The organism is Enterovibrio sp. FF113 (assembly GCF_041439165.1).
GTDB lineage: Bacteria > Pseudomonadota > Gammaproteobacteria > Enterobacterales > Vibrionaceae > Enterovibrio > Enterovibrio norvegicus_A.
Map to the genome: position 1 here is coordinate 65840 of NZ_JBGONO010000003.1, position 18810 is coordinate 84649.

At 48.2% G+C, this 18810-nt stretch carries 18 protein-coding genes; 8 read left to right on the forward strand and 10 right to left on the reverse strand.

From position 1 onward, the window contains the following. Positions 1-27: 27 nt before the first annotated feature. Genes ACED36_RS03255 through ACED36_RS03270 form a run of 4 tightly spaced genes read right to left on the reverse strand, consistent with a single transcriptional unit; the run spans position 28 to position 3087 of the window. Positions 28-558 carry a TRAP transporter small permease gene (locus ACED36_RS03255; protein ID WP_016958339.1) on the reverse strand — a complete coding sequence of 177 codons (531 nt, stop codon included), beginning with the start codon at positions 556-558 and terminating at the stop codon, positions 28-30. Further along, entirely contained in the window at positions 558-1034 is a 477-nt protein-coding gene (locus ACED36_RS03260; protein ID WP_016958338.1) for a flavin reductase family protein, read from the reverse strand. Before ACED36_RS03260 ends, ACED36_RS03255 begins: the two co-directional genes overlap by 1 nt. After that, positions 1031-1933 carry an aldo/keto reductase family oxidoreductase gene (locus ACED36_RS03265; RefSeq protein WP_371732785.1) on the reverse strand — a complete coding sequence of 301 codons (903 nt, stop codon included), beginning with the start codon at positions 1931-1933 and terminating at the stop codon, positions 1031-1033. The genes ACED36_RS03260 and ACED36_RS03265 overlap by 4 nt, the downstream gene beginning before the upstream one ends. Continuing rightward, positions 1930-3087, reverse strand: a complete 1158-nt coding sequence (locus ACED36_RS03270) for an LLM class flavin-dependent oxidoreductase (RefSeq protein WP_016958336.1) — start codon at positions 3085-3087, stop codon at positions 1930-1932. Before ACED36_RS03270 ends, ACED36_RS03265 begins: the two co-directional genes overlap by 4 nt. Before the next feature lie 224 nt (positions 3088-3311). On the opposite strand from ACED36_RS03270, the gene ACED36_RS03275 reads away from it, so the two are divergent. The 3 genes from ACED36_RS03275 (at position 3312) to ACED36_RS03285 (ending at position 6112) form a co-directional block, all read left to right on the forward strand. Continuing rightward, complete coding sequence (locus ACED36_RS03275) at positions 3312-4019, forward strand: GntR family transcriptional regulator (RefSeq protein WP_016958335.1); 708 nt, start codon at positions 3312-3314, stop codon at positions 4017-4019. Between the two features lie 61 nt (positions 4020-4080). Continuing rightward, positions 4081-5214, forward strand: coding sequence for a Gfo/Idh/MocA family protein (locus ACED36_RS03280; protein ID WP_371732786.1), 1134 nt, complete (start codon positions 4081-4083; stop codon positions 5212-5214). Between the two features lie 121 nt (positions 5215-5335). Beyond that, positions 5336-6112 (forward strand): siderophore-interacting protein, encoded by a 777-nt coding sequence (locus tag ACED36_RS03285; RefSeq protein WP_371732787.1) that lies wholly within the window; start codon positions 5336-5338, stop codon positions 6110-6112. 21 nt (positions 6113-6133) lie between these two features. On the opposite strand, the gene ACED36_RS03290 is transcribed toward ACED36_RS03285, so the two are convergent. From ACED36_RS03290 to ACED36_RS03305, 4 genes are read right to left on the reverse strand one after another with little or no spacing between them, the layout of a single operon-like run. Next, the gene (locus ACED36_RS03290; RefSeq protein ID WP_016958332.1) at positions 6134-6379 is read right to left on the reverse strand and encodes a formate dehydrogenase subunit delta; all 246 of its coding nucleotides are present in this window, start codon (positions 6377-6379) and stop codon (positions 6134-6136) included. Further along, positions 6380-9253: a formate dehydrogenase subunit alpha gene (gene fdhF / locus ACED36_RS03295; RefSeq protein WP_371732788.1), complete on the reverse strand. Its 2874-nt coding sequence runs from the start codon at positions 9251-9253 to the stop codon at positions 6380-6382. Positions 9254-9305: 52 nt separating this feature from the next. Beyond that, on the reverse strand, positions 9306-10883 hold the full coding sequence (locus ACED36_RS03300) for a formate dehydrogenase beta subunit (RefSeq protein WP_371732789.1): 1578 nt from the start codon (positions 10881-10883) through the stop codon (positions 9306-9308). After that, the gene (locus ACED36_RS03305; protein ID WP_017006215.1) at positions 10880-11407 is read right to left on the reverse strand and encodes a formate dehydrogenase subunit gamma; all 528 of its coding nucleotides are present in this window, start codon (positions 11405-11407) and stop codon (positions 10880-10882) included. The genes ACED36_RS03300 and ACED36_RS03305 overlap by 4 nt, the downstream gene beginning before the upstream one ends. A gap of 261 nt (positions 11408-11668) precedes the next feature. On the opposite strand from ACED36_RS03305, the gene ACED36_RS03310 reads away from it, so the two are divergent. The 5 genes from ACED36_RS03310 (at position 11669) to ACED36_RS03330 (ending at position 16702) form a co-directional block, all read left to right on the forward strand. Beyond that, positions 11669-12760, forward strand: coding sequence for a PfkB family carbohydrate kinase (locus ACED36_RS03310; protein ID WP_017006216.1), 1092 nt, complete (start codon positions 11669-11671; stop codon positions 12758-12760). Beyond that, positions 12754-13668 (forward strand): pseudouridine-5'-phosphate glycosidase, encoded by a 915-nt coding sequence (locus tag ACED36_RS03315; protein WP_016958327.1) that lies wholly within the window; start codon positions 12754-12756, stop codon positions 13666-13668. The genes ACED36_RS03310 and ACED36_RS03315 overlap by 7 nt, the downstream gene beginning before the upstream one ends. A 321-nt stretch (positions 13669-13989) precedes the next feature. Continuing rightward, a complete protein-coding gene (locus tag ACED36_RS03320; protein ID WP_016958326.1) occupies positions 13990-15030 on the forward strand; it encodes a GlxA family transcriptional regulator in 1041 nt (346 codons plus the stop codon). 534 nt (positions 15031-15564) lie between these two features. Further along, complete coding sequence (locus ACED36_RS03325; RefSeq protein ID WP_371732790.1) at positions 15565-16251, forward strand: SDR family oxidoreductase; 687 nt, start codon at positions 15565-15567, stop codon at positions 16249-16251. After that, positions 16241-16702 carry a GNAT family N-acetyltransferase gene (locus tag ACED36_RS03330; RefSeq protein ID WP_371732791.1) on the forward strand — a complete coding sequence of 154 codons (462 nt, stop codon included), beginning with the start codon at positions 16241-16243 and terminating at the stop codon, positions 16700-16702. Before ACED36_RS03325 ends, ACED36_RS03330 begins: the two co-directional genes overlap by 11 nt. A 70-nt stretch (positions 16703-16772) precedes the next feature. Here ACED36_RS03330 and ACED36_RS03335 read toward each other — a convergent pair whose 3' ends face one another. Beyond that, the gene (locus tag ACED36_RS03335; protein WP_371732840.1) at positions 16773-17234 is read right to left on the reverse strand and encodes an Hsp20 family protein; all 462 of its coding nucleotides are present in this window, start codon (positions 17232-17234) and stop codon (positions 16773-16775) included. 666 nt (positions 17235-17900) lie between these two features. After that, the gene (locus ACED36_RS03340) at positions 17901-18665 is read right to left on the reverse strand and encodes a helix-turn-helix domain-containing protein (RefSeq protein WP_017006219.1); all 765 of its coding nucleotides are present in this window, start codon (positions 18663-18665) and stop codon (positions 17901-17903) included. Positions 18666-18810: the final 145 nt, after the last annotated feature.

Here is an 18810-nt window from a genome sequence, read left to right on the forward strand (position 1 = left end):
ATCCTTAGGTAAATCAGTCCCGGTTGCTCATCCTTTCTCTGCTTGCGCAGTGATGGCATTTTCTTTGTTATCCATGAACGCTTTAAGCAGCATTTCTATATTGGCCAGCAACATGGTGCCGAAGCACACGGGCATGGCGAGGTATATCCATGCGCGTTTTAATGGGAAGGAAGCCGCTCGCGTGCGGAAACCTCGATCAAAGAACTCAATCGCAACCACACACAACTGAACAAGCACAGCGAAAGCCAGTACTAACAGAATGATTTTTATCGCGCGCGCCACAGAAAACGGCACATAGTTGTAGAGCATGTCAATCGACACAAACATACCTTTGCGATAGGCCTGCCCTGCTACCAATGCCATCATCCAGATCATTAGCGCTCTGGCGACTTCTTCTGGCCAAGGTAGCGCTGAATTGAAGACATACCGACACACCACTTGCAGCAGAATGCTAGACACCATTAAGGCCACCAGCACCCACGCAATCGACGCGCCAATCTTGTCTAATTTGTCATTCAGCTTTTCCAGTGCCGTTACAAACGACGTCACCACTGTCATTACGCCACTTCTCCAACCCGCCCAAATCGGCTGCGTTCAAATACCAAACCTGCACTGTCTTGCTGCGAACTAAACTCGGTGACTTTACCCAGTAAAATATCGTGATCACCCGCCGCAATAACGCCATTCAAATCACAGTCAAACCACGCCACTGCACCTTCGATGATGGCGCGACCGCTGGGCGCACGCTCAATAGCGACTCCATTGAAACGTTCATCGTGGCTGTCACGACAAAACTTCATGGCAAGCTCGGAATGCTCAACAGCCAACACGCTCACCGTGTACCCACCAGATTCGAGTATAGGGCTCTTAGATGTCGAGGTTCGATTGATGCTCCACAGCACAATCGCTGGGTCGAGCGAGACCGAATTAAACGACGAACACGTCAACCCAAAGTCTTGATCGTCATGTCGTGCTGTAATCACAGTCACGCCCGTTGCAAAACAAGAGAGTGCGTTTCTCAGTTCACGACTCATGCAACTTCCTCCCCGGCGGCTGCCGTCCACAATTCAAACCATGTTTCTCTGTCTATCGACACGTTCAATGCATCGCTGGTGGTGCGAATGCGCGACAGATTATTCGTACCCAACACCGGCAAAATGCCCGCAGGGTGTGCCAGTAACCATGCGGTTGCCACGGCATCAATGCCAACACCAAACCGCTCGGCTTCTCTTTCCAGCAAGGGTCTGACGCGTAAAGCGGCTTCCCCATGACCAAACAATTCGCCGCCAGCAAGGGGCGACCACGCCATCGGCGTCACGCCATATTGCTGCATGAACGCCAGCGTACCGTCGGTAAAGCTGTTTCGTGTCAGCAGGTTCATTTCAATCTGGTTGGTCACCAAAGGGTGGCTCATACCGGATTGCAGTAAATCCCAATCCCAACGCTGGAAGTTCGACACACCCACGCCTTTCACTAAGCCTTCGTTAACCAAAGCGTCAAGCGCTTGCCCTGTTTCGAGATGATCCATGAAGGGATCTGGGCGATGTATCAGCACGAGATCGAGATAGTCTGTGTTGAGGTTTTTCAGCGATTGGGTCACCGATTGGCGAATATGTGCCGCCGAGGTGTCGTAGTGCTTCACGCGACGCTGAGGATAACGCTCAGAGAGCAGCATGATGTCGCATTTACTCACGAGTTGAATTTGATCCCGCAGTGACGGTTTTGCCGCCAGCACCTGCCCAAACACCGCTTCACAGGCGTAGTCCCCATAAATATCGGCGTGATCAAAGGTGGTGATACCCTGTTCTAAACAGGCATCCACTTTGGCGCGAACATGCGCTTCAGAGGTGTCGCTGTCATCGGCCAATCGCCACGCGCCATACACAATGCGACTAAACGCAGACAGGCTTGGATGAAGTTCACTGTATTTCATTTTCGCTCTCCTACACCCAACGGTGTTGCTGGCGTGGTTGCAGGTACTCGCCCATATTCATCAGGCAATGAGCACGTTTTCAATTCTGGCAGGATTTTCTGCCCAACAATTTCACATTCGTCTTTGTGCGGGTAACCCGAGAAGATAAACGAGCGGATTCCCATCTTTTGATAGCGCTCTATTTTGCTTAATACTTGATCGACACTGCCCACCAGCGCAGCACCACACCCCGAGCGGGCGCGGCCAACACCTGTCCACAAGTTTGGCTCCGTAAAACCAAATTGATCCGCGTGATCACGTTGCTCTGACTGCAGCGCAACACCGAGGCTTTTTGCGTCTAGCGCACGGTCTCGAATCGAACGACCAAATTCATCATCTAATTTTGATACCAGCGATTCAGCATACTCTCTGGCTTCCGCTTCAGTATCACGCACCACCATGTGAACCCGCAGACCATAGTCCAAGGTTCTATTGTGTCGTTGAGCGACATCGTTCACCGCGCGCATTCGCTTTTCGAGCATGTCTTCGGTTTCTGGCCACATCAAATACACATCGCATTCAGAGCCACAAAGCTCGAGTGCATCGGGTGAGTAGCCCCCGAAATACAGCAATGGTCCGCCGTTTTGTTGATACGGGCGCACAGGGTCGGTAGATATTTCGCTCAGTTTGTACACCTCACCGTCATAGCGAATCTCATCTTGTGTCCACGCTTGACGCAAAATATCGACCACTTCTTTCGAGCGACGATATCGAAAAGCACTGTCGGCTTTCTCACCAGGGAAATCAGAAGAAATCACATTCAGGGTTAAGCGTCCTTTCATGATGTGATCAAGGGTTGCCACCGTGCGCGCCAACATAGCGGGATGCACTTCGCCACAACGAATGGCTGCCAGCATATTGATGCGATCCGTCAACGGCGCCATGGCCGATGCAAACGTCAGGGTGTCTTGGCCTACTTGATAAGATGACGGACATAAAATGTTGCGAAAGCCCTGCTGCTCCGCCATCAACACGATATCGCGGGTGTTTTCCCAACTGCTTCGCAGACGTCTTTCTGGTACACCCAGATATCGATAATCATCACTACACAAGGGCGCAAACCACGAAACCTCTGAGGCATCCAATCCTGCACTTGTGATGGGCACTACACTCATCGCTATTCTCCTGATCCTTAAACCTTAAACCGTTTTTCTTGGCTAACTATTCACACACTTCAAATGAAAATGAATAGTGAATGATTTGTTAATAAATGCTATAAGATAACCAAGAAAAGTAAATCAATGATGAATGAATTAAATCAAGATCTCGTATCTTTCACAGAAAATCCGCCTCTAACTATCTAGAATTAAAACGATTATTTTTTTTGAGAATATCAGAAATGAGTGAATCAACCCGATTACCCCTGTTCATTCAAATCAGTGAATTGTTACGCAGGGAAATCTCTGCTGGGTATTGGCTGCCAGGTGAACGCTTACCGACAGAAGCCGAACTCGCGAAGAAACTCGGCGTCGCCGTAGGCACGTTAAGAAAAGCGCTGACCGAGCTTGAAAGCAACGGGCTGTTGGAACGTAAACAAGGTTCAGGCACCTATGTAAAAACCACACCCGATAACAGCGCGGTGTATCACTTCTTCCGCCTTGAACTGCAAAGCGGTGGCGGACTTCCGAATGCCGATATCTTGAACGTTGAACGACTCAGCAATACCCACGTCGCTTCATTGTTGGGGCTGCCGTCTAATGCCCCTTTATGGCGCTTCAGACGGCTTAGAAAATTGGATCAGCAACCTGCTGCTATGGAAGAAATTTGGATTGATGGTCGCCACATTGAGCACGTCACCCCCGAAGAAGTGGTGGAATCGCTCTACGTGTATTACCGCGACAAGCTCGGGTTTTGGATTTCACGCGTGCAAGACAGCATCACCGTCGGTCACGTACCGGACTGGAAACACGCAGATTTCGCGCCTGACATTGGCAGCGCTTGCGGCTACATCGAAAGGTTAAGTTGGTCAAATCATGATCGTATCGATGAAGTCTCATTCACTTGGTATGACCCAGAAAAAGTGCGCTATGCCGCGCGCTGGACATGACCCCATACCGCTCAAGACTCCGTCATTACATGGATTAACAGTACAAGGAAGGTAAGGCAAAATGACAAAACAACATCCAATCCGTTATGGCATTCTTGGTTGCGGCATGATGGGACAAGAACACATCCGCAATATTCAGTTACTTGATCATGCTGAGATCACTGTGCTTGCCGAGCCAAACCCTGACATGCTCAAAAAAGCCCAAGCGCTCGTTCCCAGTGCACGTGCGGTATCGGATCTGGATGCCTTGCTTGAAGGAAACGATGTGGATGCGCTCGTTGTCGTGACACCTAACTTTCAACATGCGGAGCAACTACTTGGCATTATGAGCCGCTGTACCTTACCCATTTTGATTGAAAAACCCATCTGCACGCACATTGATGATGTGAAAAAACTCAGTGAAGCCGCCGCCAATTACCCTGCGCCCATTTGGGTCGCGATGGAATATCGCTACATGCCGCCCATCACCTTATTGCTTTCATTGATTCACGGCGGTGAAATTGGGCAGCGCCACTTGTTTTCCATTCGAGAGCACCGCTTTCCTTTCTTACATAAAATCGATGATTGGAACCGCTTTAACCACAAAACAGGCGGCACTTTAGTCGAAAAATGCTGCCACTTTTTCGATTTAATGCGCCTGATGGCGAACGCCAATCCCGTGCGCGTATTTGCCTCTGGTAATCAGGCCGTGAATCATCGAGACGAGCAATATGAAGGGAAAACGCCAGACATTATCGACAATGCCGTGGTGACCATCGAATTCGACAACCACACCCGCGCCAGCTTAGAACTTTGCATGTTTGCGGAAGGTTCACGGTATCAAGAAGAGATTTGCGTGGTCGGCGACAAAGGGAAAGTCGAATGCCTTGTTCCCGGTCCCGGTCGTTTTTGGCCAACAAAGACCTTGGGCGAAGCCCCCGTGCCGCAAGTAATTTCCAGCCCACGCGATCCCAAAGGGCCAAAAGTCATGGATGTCCCCGTTGACTCTGCCCTGCTTGAAGCGGGCGATCACAATGGCTCAACTTTCTATCAGCATCAAAGATTTCAACGTGCTATTTGGGGCGAACAAGAGGTAGAAGTCACGCTGGAAGACGGCTTAAAAGCCGTGGTGATGGGTTTAGCGGCGCAAACATCTCTTACGCAACACAAAGTTGTCACCCTAAGCGACGATGGCTTGGACTTTAGTTTGCGTTGATCCCTAACTGATATTATTCAAATGTAAATTTATGCAAATGATAATTGTTATCATTGATAAATTCTTTGAGTGATCTTATTGTAGGCACAGTCCAGTCGTCTTAAAAACCACGAGAACAAGAATGAATAAACCCAGCCCTACTTCGCTTGTCGTTCAATCTTCTGAGCAAATCACACCTAACATGCAGCGTATTGTCCTTCACGGTGAAGGGTTGTCACGCTTTCCTTCCAATTGCGAAGGTGGCTATATCAAGCTGATGTTTACACCCGATGGCAATACCGATTTAAGCGCATTGGCTGACGGCGAACGCCCCGTTCTTCGCACTTACACTATTCGCGCTATTGATCTAAGCGCACACACCGTCATTGTTGATTTTGTACGACACAACGTCGATGACTGCGGTTGTGGTCATGCCGCGCGTTGGTCGATGAATGCCAAACAAGGCGACACCATTAACATTGCAGGCCCCGGTACGATTCAAACTATCAATCAAGAAGCAGACTGGTTCTTTATGGTGGCAGATATGACGGCGTTGCCTGCCCTGTCTGTGAAAATCAGTGCGTTGCCCAAAAACGCAAAAGGCTATGCTGTGATTGAAGTGCTCACGAAAGACGATATACAAACGCTCGATGCCCCAGAAGGCATGAGCATAGAATGGATCGTGAAAGGCCAAAACGATTCTCTTGCCTCACACGTTGTGCAAAAAACATGGCTTGATGGCGAAGCCGCCGTCTGGTGTGCCTGCGAGTTTGATTCCATGCGTACACTTCGCCAGTATTTTCGTAATGAAAAAGGCGTAGAACGCGACAACATTTACATCAGCAGCTACTGGAAAAATGGCGTGACAGAAGAAGGCCATAAGGTGGCAAAGCGCGAAGACGCGGAAGCCACCGCCTAGCCCATCTGAGACTTAAGCTAACTATTTGCGGTAGTCGATCGCCAGTTTTTCTGCTGCCGAATTGGCGATTGGGTTCAACGCTTCCGAACCCACCGCATCAAACAAGCTTTCTTTCATGTCGAGCGACCAAAACCGGCGAATGTGCGAAGCCACTTCGTCGACGGTGTCAGCCTCATCCCTGCCATGAATGAGGTTGTCCGCGATTTGGTTAGCCATATCATACAAACGCTGATTTCGTATCAGCTCGCCGTTCATATTGTGTTCCATTCAGGACTCTCCATCTTGCGTCGCTGCCGACAAATGCGCTTGCTGTTCTTCATCAAATTTTTGGAAACGCGTCTGCCAATCGCCCTGCGCCACCGCAATTTTCACCTGCACTGCCGTGACCTTGTACTCAGGGCAGTTTGTTGCCCAATCTGAGTTTTCGGTAGTGATCACGTTAGTGCCAGAAACAGGATGATGGAAGGTGGTATAAACAACGCCGGGCTGCATACGTTCGCTAATTTTCGCTTGAAGGGTTACGGCTCCTGCTCGGCTACCTACACTGACTGCAGTGCCATCAGTAATGCCGCGGTCTTCCGCGTCCAATGGGTGAATTTCCAATACATCCTCAGTGTGCCATTGCGAGTTATCTGTTCGACGCGTCTGCGCGCCCACGTTGTATTGTGAGAGTATTCGACCCGTCGTCAGAATGAGCGGGAAGCGTTTATTCACTCTCTCTTCCGACGCCACATATTCAGTGACGACAAAGCTGCCTTTTCCTTTCACAAAGCTACCGATGTGCATGGTAGGTGTGCCGTCAGGCGCTTCTTCATTGCACGGCCATTGAATAGAACCCAACTCATCCAGTTTTTCATAGCTCACGCCATGAAAGGTCGGTGTAAGGCGTGCGATTTCATCCATGATTTCTGATGGGTGGCTGTAGTTCATTTCAAACCCAAGGGCGTTAGACAAGGCGACCGTTGCTTCCCAATCACCTTTGCCTGACAAAGGTGCCATCACTTTCCTAACTGGAGAGATACGTCTTTCGGCGTTGGTAAATGTCCCATCTTTTTCCAAGAAGGTCGCCCCCGGTAAAAAGACATGGGCGAATTTGGCCGTTTCGTTGAGGAAAATGTCTTGCACGATAAGACACTCCAGCGAGGTAAGCGCGGCCTCTACGTGTTGGGTATTAGGGTCCGATTGTGCAATATCCTCACCTTGCACATACAAAGCTTTGAATCGACCCGCTATGGCAGCATCAAACATATTGGGAATGCGAAGACCTGGCTCGCTGTCGATGGGTACGCCCCATTCACTTTCAAACAGCGCTCGCACTGCAGGATCAGACACATGTCGATAACCCGGTAACTCATGAGGGAACGACCCCATATCGCAGCTGCCCTGCACGTTGTTTTGACCGCGCAACGGGTTCACACCGACACCTTCTCGACCAAGGTTACCCGTTGCCATGGCAAGGTTGGCGATACCCATGACTGCCGAACTTCCCTGACTGTGTTCAGTAACACCTAGGCCATAGTAAATCGCGCCATTGCCCGCTTTGCCATAAAGCCGTGCCGCTTCGCGGATCAGCATCGCGGGTATGCCCGTTTCGCTTTCCATCACTTCAGGCGCGTGAGAAGGCTGAGCGATAAATTCGCGCCATTTGTTGTACTCAGCGATATCGCAACGTTCTTCAATAAACGGTAAATCTTCCAGACCCTCTGTGATGATCACATGCGCGAGCGCATTCAATACCGCCACATTGGTTCCCGGACGAAGTTGTAAGTGATATTGCGCACGCACATGCGGCGCATTCACTAAATCAATTTCGCGCGGATCAATCACGATCAGCTTAGCACCCGCCCGCAATCGACGCTTTAGTTGGGAAGCAAACACAGGGTGACCGTCAGTCGGGTTAGCGCCAATCACGATAACGACATCGGCCAACTGCACGGAGTCGAAAGTTTGTGTTCCTGCGGATTCACCAAGGGTGGTTTTAAGGCCATACCCTGTTGGCGAGTGACAGACGCGGGCGCAAGTATCGACATTATTCGTGCCAAAGGCTCCTCGCACCAGTTTCTGTACCAGATAGGTTTCTTCGTTGGTACAACGAGACGAGGTGATACCGCCCAAGGCATTCACACCATGCTTGTCGCGAATGTTGGTTAGACGATTGGCCGCAAAAGTAATGGCTTCATCCCAACTCACTTTGCGCCAAGGTTGATCAATTGATTCACGAATCATGGGATCCAGCATGCGATCTTTGTGAGTTGCATAACCAAAGGCGAAGCGCCCTTTCACGCACGAATGCCCCTGATTGGCCTTGCCGTCTTTGTTCGGCACCATACGCACTAACTGATCGCCGCGCATTTCCGCACGAAACGAACAGCCGACGCCACAATAGGCACACGTGGTAATGCGATAATGACTCGGCGTACCTTGTTCAATCACGCTGTTTTCTGTCAGCGCCGCTGTTGGGCAAGCTTGCACACACGCACCGCAGGACACGCACTCAGATTCCATGAAATTGTTATCGCCCGCCACAATACGGGATTCAAACGCACGACCATTAACCGTTAGCGCATGCTGGCCTTGAATGTCTTCACAAGCCCGCACACAGCGCGAACACACGATGCATTTGCTGGTATCGAAGGTGAAATACGGATTTGAGGTGTCTTTTTCCATGTTGAGGTGATTCTCACCATCGAATCCATAGCGAACATCACGAAGTCCCACGGCACCTGCCATGTCTTGTAATTCGCAATCGCCATTCACCGCACAGGTCAAACAATCCAGTGGATGATCAGAAATATACAACTCCATGACGTTACGACGTAACTTTTTGAGTGCACTGTTTTCGGTGGTCACTACCATGCCTTCAGCAACAGGTGTCGTACATGAGGCCGGTTTACCGCGCATGCCTTCAATTTCAACCACGCATAATCGGCAAGAACCAAACGCATCCAAGCTATCTGTTGCGCACAGTTTGGGGATTTGAATGTTCAAGGTTGAAGCGGCACGCATCACAGACGTGCCTTGTGGCACGGTGACAGGCCAACCATCAATCGAAAGAGTCACTGTCTGCACATCTTCGCCTGTAATGGCAGGCGTGCCAAAATCCTTGCGGTCTTGCTCAATGGGAATGTAATACTCAACCATTGCTTTGCTCCTTGCCGCGCTATTGCGCTGACTTCGCTAGGTTATCTAAAACTCATTGGTCTGCCTGCTCGGCAAGTCCAAAATCAAGGGGGAAATATTTCAGCGCACTTTTGACCGGATAAGGCGTCATGCCACCCATGGCGCAAAGCGAGCCTTGTTCCATGGTTTCACAAAGATCACGCAGCAAAATCTCACTCTCTGCTTTCGCTTCACCGGTTTCAGTCATTAACTGGTCGATCACTTCCACACCGCGCACCGCACCGATGCGACACGGCGTACATTTACCACATGATTCAATACTGCAAAATTCCATCGCAAATCGCGCCATTTGGCTCATGTCAGTGCGGTCGTCAAAGGCGACAATACCGCCGTGCCCTAACATGGCACCTTTGGTGGATAGTGCTTCGTAATCCATGTCGATGTGCCATTCTGATTCCGGCAAATACGCGCCCAACGGACCGCCTAGTTGCACGGCTTTTAGCGGCCTGCCGGTTTTGCTACCACCACCGAATTCAAACAGCAACTCACGGATGGGCACCCCAAACGCAAGCTCAAACAGACCCCCTTGTTTAAGGTTTCCTGCTAACTGGATCGGCATGGTGCCGAGCGAACGTCCTTGACCGAAATTCTGATAATACTCCGCCCCTTGCGCCAGAATGGTGGGGATCGACGCTAGGGATATCACGTTGTTGATGACCGTTGGTTTACCAAACAAACCTTGGATAGCTGGCAGAGGCGGCTTGCTTCTTACCAGTCCACGTTTTCCTTCAAGGCTTTCCATCAGCGAGGTTTCTTCGCCGCAAATGTACGCCCCAGCGCCGACGCGCAACTCGAGTTCAAACGAACAATGAGAACCGCAAATGTTATCGCCTAAATAACCTGCGGCTTTGGCCGTATCAATGGCTTTTTGGAAAATGTCACACGCTTTGGGATATTCAGATCGGGTATACACATAGCCATAATTTGCTCCCACCGCCATGGCGCAAATGATCATCCCTTCAATCAAGGTGAACGGGTCGCCTTCCATTAGCATGCGGTCTGCAAAGGTACCGGAATCCCCTTCGTCGGCGTTGCAAATCACATACTTTTGGCGATCGACTTGATCCGCCACCGTCTGCCATTTGATTCCTGTTGGGAACGCCGCTCCGCCGCGTCCACGTAAGCCCGATGCTTTGACTTCGTCCAAAATGCCTTGCGAGGACAATGCCAACGCATTTTTAAGCCCGACAAACCCGCCGTGCTTTTGGTAATCTTCAATATCCAGCGGGTCAACAATGCCTACGCGGGCAAAAGTCAATCGCTGTTGTTTCTTCATATAAGAAATGTCTTCGGTAACGCCAAGACACAAAGGGTGATTTAGCCCTGCTTCGCCGTTGCCATCTGGGTCGAAAAAGCGAAGTGCTAACAAGGCGTCAACGTCATCTGGCGTCACAGGGCCGAACGCGATTCGCCCTTGCTCAGATTCCACTTCAACCATCGGCTCAAGCCAGAACATGCCACGCGACCCCGTGCGAACCACGACAATGTCTTCACCAAGGTTGGCTGCACTGTGCAACATGTGGTCAGCTACCTGATCGGCGCCACGAGAGACGGCAGACGTATCAAGGGGAATATAAATGCGATAACTCATGGCGCTTTTACCTCTATCACTTGTGTCAGTAACCCGTTAAGCAGGAGGTCAAACTCTTCGTCTGTCATGTCGCCATAGATTTGATCATCCACCCTCACCGCTGGAGAGTTCATGCAATTTCCAAGGCAATAGACAGGCTCCAACGTGAAATTGTTATCTCGTGTGGTTTGATGGTATTCGATACCTAAGCGTGAACACGCATGCTGTTCAAGTGAACGCGAGCCCATTGACTGACACGACTCTGCGCGACAAATTTGAATGACATGGGCTCCCGGCGGGGTGTGACGAAACTCGTGGTAGAAGCTAATCACACCATGCACGTCGGCATCGGAAAGATTCAGCCCTCTGGCGATCACCGGAACCGATGATGGAGGCACATAATTCAGCACCCCTTGAATGTGATGAAGTACTGGCAGCAATGCACCTTGTTTGGCCTTTAGCGCATTTAGCGCTTCATTGACGGCTTGATATTCTTGTTCTGTCAGCGAGCGATGTAATGCTGGCTGTGACGCAGAGTTTTCCATTTGCCTTCCTTGCTAAGCGAACTCGTCCTCCTAAGTGTAGTGGTATTTACGCCTCCTCCTGTTCTCGAAATGAGACCACTTTTACCCGTTTTACGACCTATGAGCCTAGGCAAAGCCATTGGGAAATGACTAATAATTCAGCATATTTTCATTTCACCATCACACTTTGATTAATTATTGCTCAGTAACAATTGACAGTTTACACAGCAAGATAAAAACTAACATTTGTTTACTATTTAAACAGATGTCAGGTGAGAGGCTATGACCACCCGTGAAGATGAAATCCTACAACTGATCAAAGATGATCCCTTTATTCAGCAACAGCGCATTGCCAAGTTACTGAATATCAGCCGATCTTCAGTGGCGGTTCATATCATGAACATGACCAAAAAAGGCGTGATTCGCGGCAAGGGATACATTGTGGACCAACAACGATATGTGGTGGTCATTGGCGGCACCAACATTGATGTGTTGGGCCAACCCAATGCCGAATTGATTCCTAGAGACTCTAACCCCGGTAATATTTCTCATTCAGCAGGCGGCGTTGGGCGTAATATCGCAGAAAATCTGGCGCGTTTGGGTACAGACGTCAAACTCATCTCTGTGGTAGGTAACGATACCTACGGCAATATGGTACGAGATATCACGCGTCGTGCTGGCGTCGATGTTCGCGGGGTCAGCGTCTTAGAAAACGAAACCACTTCTACCTATTTGTCGTTGCTTGACCATGATGGCGATATGCTCGCTGCAGTCGCGGATATGTCTATTCTCGACAAACTAGATGTTTCTCTGATCAGCCGACAGGCAGAGATGATTCGCCACGCAGAAGCAATAGTGATCGACACCAACCTCAGCGATACCGTGCTGGCCTATGTGTTTAGCAACTTTAGTGATCAGGCTATTTATCTCGACACAGTGTCAGCAACCAAAGCGATGAAAGCCCGCCCTTATTTGTCACACATCCACACCCTGAAACCTAACTTGGTGGAAGGGCAGATGATTTCCGGAATGACGGTGGAATCCGAATCAGACATCGACGAAATGGCGGATTGGTTTATCCAACACGGTGTTCAACGGCTGTTTCTTAGTATGGGAGCTGACGGCATCTTGTTCCGAACACCCCGAGAAGAACGTCTTATCCGCCCTGTTACGTCGCACATCATTAATACCAATGGTGCAGGTGATGCGTTTTTAGCTGGCCTCGTACACGGCCAACTACAAGGCATGAAAGAAGCCGACGCTTGCGAGTTTGCTGCAAGTTGCTCCGCGCTTGCCATGGAACACATCAATACCATTAACCCAGACATTACCGAACTTTTGGTTCAACAACGCATTGAGGGCGTCTTATGCTAAATCCTTATCTCGATATACATCCTGACGTAAAAGCCGCCTTAGATGCTGGTCAGCCTGTTGTAGCGCTTGAGTCCACCATTATTTCCCACGGTATGCCCTACCCAGAGAATGTCGAAACAGCGTTACGCGTTGAGCAAACCGTAAGAGACAATGGTGCCGTGCCGGCAACGATTGCGATTCTCAAGGGCCGTTTAAAAATTGGACTCTCGCAAGAAGAAATTACTTACCTCGGTAAGCGCGGTCAGGACGCGATAAAAACCAGTCGCCGCGATATTCCGTTTATTGTGGCAAACCGATGTGACGGCGCAACCACGGTCGCATCCACGATGATTTTGGCGGATATGGCTGGCATTCGCGTGTTCGCGACAGGCGGTATTGGCGGCGTTCATCGCGGCGCTGAAACCACTTTCGATATCTCTGCTGATTTGGAGGAGCTTGCTCAAACCAATGTTGCTGTCGTTTGTGCGGGTATCAAATCTATCTTGGATTTAGGTCTGACTTTGGAATATCTCGAAACCAAAGGTGTACCTGTGATCGGCTACCAAACAGATACCCTTCCCGCTTTCTATACCCGTGAGAGCGAATTTGGCGTCGACTATCGCCTTGATTCTCCCGAAGAGGTGGCTGCAGCACTAAATGCTAAATGGTCAATGTCACTGAAAGGTGGTGTCGTGATAGCCAACCCGATCCCTCCTGAACACGCCATGGCTTCAGCCTTGATAAATGGTGTGATTGCAGAAGCTATTACCGAAATGGATGAAAAGGGCATTAAAGGCAAAGACTCAACCCCATTTTTGCTGGCGAAAGTTGCTGAGAAAACTCAGGGAAGCAGCTTAAAAGCAAATATTGCATTAGTACTGAACAACGCCAAACTAGCGGCGAACGTGGCGGCTTCGTTTTGCAAATAACTGCATCTTGCTAAAAGCCGTGGGATGAAACTCACTCACTCCACACACCCAAATAATGTTTACACGTCTAAACACATTACTCCTACACACCCGCGGAGTAATGTGTTTCATTTTCGATAATCAGCCCCATCATTCCTCATATTTTCAAGAAACATCGCCTTTAATGGACAGATTTGGACGTTCGCATTTTACTTTTTGTTAACAATGTCCTACGCAGAGGTTATGAGCCACTAATACTGCTGGCTGATTTCAATACGAACTGTAATGAATTTAAACATGGACGGTTTAGATCACTAAACCCATAACGGAGGGGTTCCATCAATGGGCTCAGTATCCTCAATTCACCAACCTGTCCGGCTTGGTTTCTACCTTTGCAATGGCTTCACCATGCTGGCGATGGCATCTGCCATTGAAGTATTGCGAATGGCCAACCGATTGTCTGGCGAAACGTTATACGAATGGTTTACCTTGAGCGAAGACGGTCACCCTGTGTCTGCTAGCGACTCACTAACCATCAATGTGGACGAACACATTAAGACTCAACGAGAGGTTGATATTGTGGTTGTGTGTGGCGGCGTTGATATCGAACGTAACTACACGCCCAAACTGCTCAGTTGGCTGGCTTTACAAGATCGCAAACACAAAACCCTTGGTGCCATTTGTACGGGTAGTTATGTGTTAGCAAAAGCCGGACTAATGAAAGATAAAACATGTTCCATTCACTGGGAGAATTTGGCCGGATTTCAGGAAGCCTTCCCATCAGTAAGAGTCAGTAACAAGCTGTTTTCCCTGTGTGAGAAAAGAATGACCAGTGCAGGTGGGACCGCACCTATGGACATGATACTGAGCATGGTGACACAAGAGCATGGAAATAAGCTGAGTGCCGCAATTTCAGAAATGTTCATGTGTGAACGCGTGAGAAACAGTGAAGATGTTCAAAAAGTGCCGCTCCGGAACCTGATTGGTACAGCGCAACCAAAACTGTTGGAAACCGTGTCATTAATGGAAGCCAATCTTGAAGAGCCCTTTTGCATTGATGAATTGGCTGCGTTGGTGCTTTTGTCACGACGCCAATTGGAAAGGCTTTTTCAACGTCACATACAGTGTTCGCCTTCGCGCTACTATCTGCATTTAAGGTTAAGCCGCGCAAGGCAGCTCCTGAATCAAACCAATTTGTCGATCATCGAAATATCTATTGCCTGTGGCTTTGTTTCTACGCCGCACTTTAGTAAATGCTATCGCGACTATTTTGGCATTCCGCCGCGAGAAGAGCGCCTTGGGCTCAAACAAGCTCAACATCCGCCAACACCAGCAGTGGAAGCAACTCTGGTAGCGACAAACGGTGAGCAAATAGCCAGTTAGCGCAACTTATCCAGTTCAACATTGCCCATCTAGCCCGAACATTATTATTCGGGCTTTTTTCGCATAGATTTTACGTCTTTCCTTTCACCTGAATATCACCGCTCAAATATTAACCACATAGCAGAAACACCCTAATAATGAGTAGCGTAAGCATCCGATCTGCCAATAAAACTAGGCTGCTTTAAAGATGAATAAGCAGTGAGACTCATACACAAAACCCCGATAAACCATTACTTTTTTTGTCAAAGAATAAAGTGTGTGCTGTTTTAATCCAGATCGTTAACACGCTAAATTTAAAGATCAAATCGTTAAAAATTAGAATGACAATTGTATCAATTAAATGTTACCCAGAGGGTTATCCACCGTTTCTGTGGGTAACTTTATTTTCGAAGCGTAATATATTGAACTATCGAACTTAATTTCTCTTCACGGTGTAATTTGCGATCTGATACGTAGATTGCTGAGTTTGATTTCCGCTATTTATCAATGAGATATAATCTATCTAAAAAATCAGGCATTGGAATTTCTCGTCATATGAATACAGTTTTATTCACGGGAGCAACCCGAGGGATTGGGCTTGAGTTAGTTAAGCAGTTCCTTGAAAGCGGTAATCAAGTCTTCGCGACCTACCGAGGCCACACACCGCCCGACGCCCTCAATGCACTGTTATCGACCAATCAACTTTCACTCCGTCCTTTACAGGTTACTGATGAAAAAAGCATCGCAGAACTTGTTACGATACTTGATGGTATCGCCATCGACATTCTCATCAACAATGCTGGCAGCATTGGACCTGTAAATCAGTCCTATCAAGATATGGACGCCAAAGGTTGGGCAGAAGCATTTAGAGTAAACACTATCGCGCCATTAATGGTCACAAGTGCGCTCATACCAAACCTTGCTATAAGTGACTCACCCCGCGTGATCACGATATCCAGTCAAATGGGCTCATTGCATCGCGAATCTGTCGGCATGCATGCTTACCGAAGTTCAAAAGCAGCAGTGAACAAAGTCATGCAGGTACTTGCTTTGGAATTGAAAGAGAAGGGTATTATTGTCTGCCCCGTTCATCCAGGATGGGTGAGAACTGACATGGGGGGTGATGACGCTGAAATATCCGCAAAGGAAAGTGCACAAGGCATTGTTGCACTGACCAGCCAGCTGACCCTTGCAGACACAGGAAAGTTCTTAACATGGGAAGGGAAAGAGCATGCATGGTAAAGAAACCGCGACTTTTCAACAGATCACCACTGAATCCCCACTCTATGCACAAGCGTTACAACTGCGCTATGCGCTATTTTTTGAAATGCACCATCTCCCCTTTGAAACGGTTTTTGATGATCTCGAAGCGACCAGTCAGCACTTTGCCTTTGCCGATCACGAAAATATCCTTGCTTACGGCAGGTTAAGTGCCCTCTCAAACGGCTCCATGAAGATTTCACAGATGGTGGTTGCACAAGAAGTTCAACAGCAAGGCTTTGGCTCAATGCTGTTGAATAGAATCGTTGAACACGCCGATCATTTAGACACCAAAAAAATAGAGCTGAATGCTCGCATACAAGCGATATCTATGTACGAAAAAGCAGGATTTATATCCGTGGGAAATATTTACCTCTCAAAATCTACCCAAGTAGAACACATCAGAATGGTGCGATTACTTTCATGCAAATAATAAAAAGCCGAAATCTACATTTCGGCCTTTAACTATCACATTAAAATATCAGCGTTAATACCAATAAGCGTTACGCTATCATTTCTTCTTTTGGCTCAACACTGTTTTTCTTAGCCGTATTAATCACAACCTTTCTTGGCTTCATCGCTTCAGGCACGATTTTCAAAAGGTTAATGGTTAATAAACCATTCTCTAAATCAGCCCCCGTCACTTCGATATAATCAGCAAGATTGAACTTACGCTCGAACGTACGGTTAGCAATGCCTTGGTAAAGGAAATTCTTACCTTCTACCTTGCCTTTTTCACCACGGATAGAGAGCACGCCACGCTCAACATTGATGTTAAGCTCCTCTTGCGTGAAGCCTGCCACAGCAAGGGTGATGGAGTAGTAGTTGTCTTCTAAAGACTCTATGTTGTATGGGGGGTAGCCGCCCGCCGCGCTTTCTGCACGGAATGCGTTATCCAACAATGACGCGAAGCGGTCAAAACCCACACTGTTACGGTATAGCGGTGTCAAATCGATAGTTTTCATCATATATCCTCCAATGAAGCGATATGGGTTATTTAATTATTAATGATTATCCAAGGTCGCACGAATATCGCCACAACCTCTTCACCGATATATTTGGAGGTAACACATGACATTTTCAAGTGATGAAATATAAATATTTCTCTAAACCGCTCTAAGGCACTGAATGGATTAAATAATAATTTATAGATTTTCTGGCCAACATTTGGGGTAAAACATTCAATTAACATTTCACTATTGGGGCAAATTAGACGGATTTCAACCCAGACATTATCTCGACGTTGCTCAAGTATATTCACGAGTAACTTCAATCTGAAACTCGCCCACTTTCAACTTCTCTTCACGACAAATCCGATGCATACAGGTGTTCAAGCAGAGTGATTGTACGGCTTGTTTTGATTCGGCATTCAAGCAACTGAACTCGGCGGCACAAAGCTGTCCTTGAACAAACAAACGTTCGAGCGTGTTTGCGCTTATTTCGATCTGTACCTTTTTTGCGCTAGCTCTCGATTTCCTCTCAAAACAATCAGGTTCTCTGAGTCTCTGATTGGTGTACTCATCGCCTCTGTCGCTCTGCATGCTCAGCCTCCCATTTACGTTTACTTAACATTAAATGAGAATGGGTATCATTACAAATTAAATTACAGTGTAAATTTCCACCCTATAAGGTCAGATATATCGCCCTGGAGTGTCACCCGTCATCTTGCGAAAGAAACTAATAAATGCACTGTCACTGGAGAAACACAGCTTTTTGGCAACCTCAGAAACACTTGCACCATCAGACAAACATTCGATAGAGGCTTGTAACCGCCACTGTTGTCGCCATGATTGGTAAGGCATCCCCGTTTCTCGGGTGAAAATGCGGCTGATGGTTTTTGCGCTCGCACCAATTTTATCTGCCATATCTGTGAGTGGTTCTGGTAAGTGCTTCCCTTCCATGACATCTTCTAACCATACCTTTAAGCGCCTATCAGTCGGGAGTTTGAGAGATAAGTATTCTTCTTCTGCAGCATTAAGCTCTTCACAAAATACGGATAAAATCGTTTGCTGTTCGTTAATCGATTTATCCCATTCCCAATACGCCATTCTCTCGATGAGTTCTCGCAGCAGCCCATTAACTTCAATGATTTTAATGTCTGTCGGCAGTGTCAAAGAAACACAATGCTGAAAATACAAAGAGCGATAAGCAACGACATTTCTCATTACTGCGCAATGCTCAGTACCAGAAGGGATCCACGCTGCACGCGAAGGTGGCAGCACGCACCACACGCCAGCAAAATTGATGCTCATGCAGCCCGATGAAGCCAACAATAGTTGATGTTTCTTGTGTTTATGTATACCAGAATCGTGCGTACCTATTCGGGCAGCGACGCCGACGACCAAGTTGTTTATTTGATCTGCGTTGAAACGGGTATTTTCAGTAATTTCGGCCATTCGTCTATATATCAGTCGTTATTATGCTTGTATCCAAACAGCCATCGTTACACTCGTGTCAGCACGACAAACCTCACGATTATGCCAGCTCAAGAGTGTCACAGGCGTAAAATACAACCACATTGTCTCTTGCTAATACGGGGTA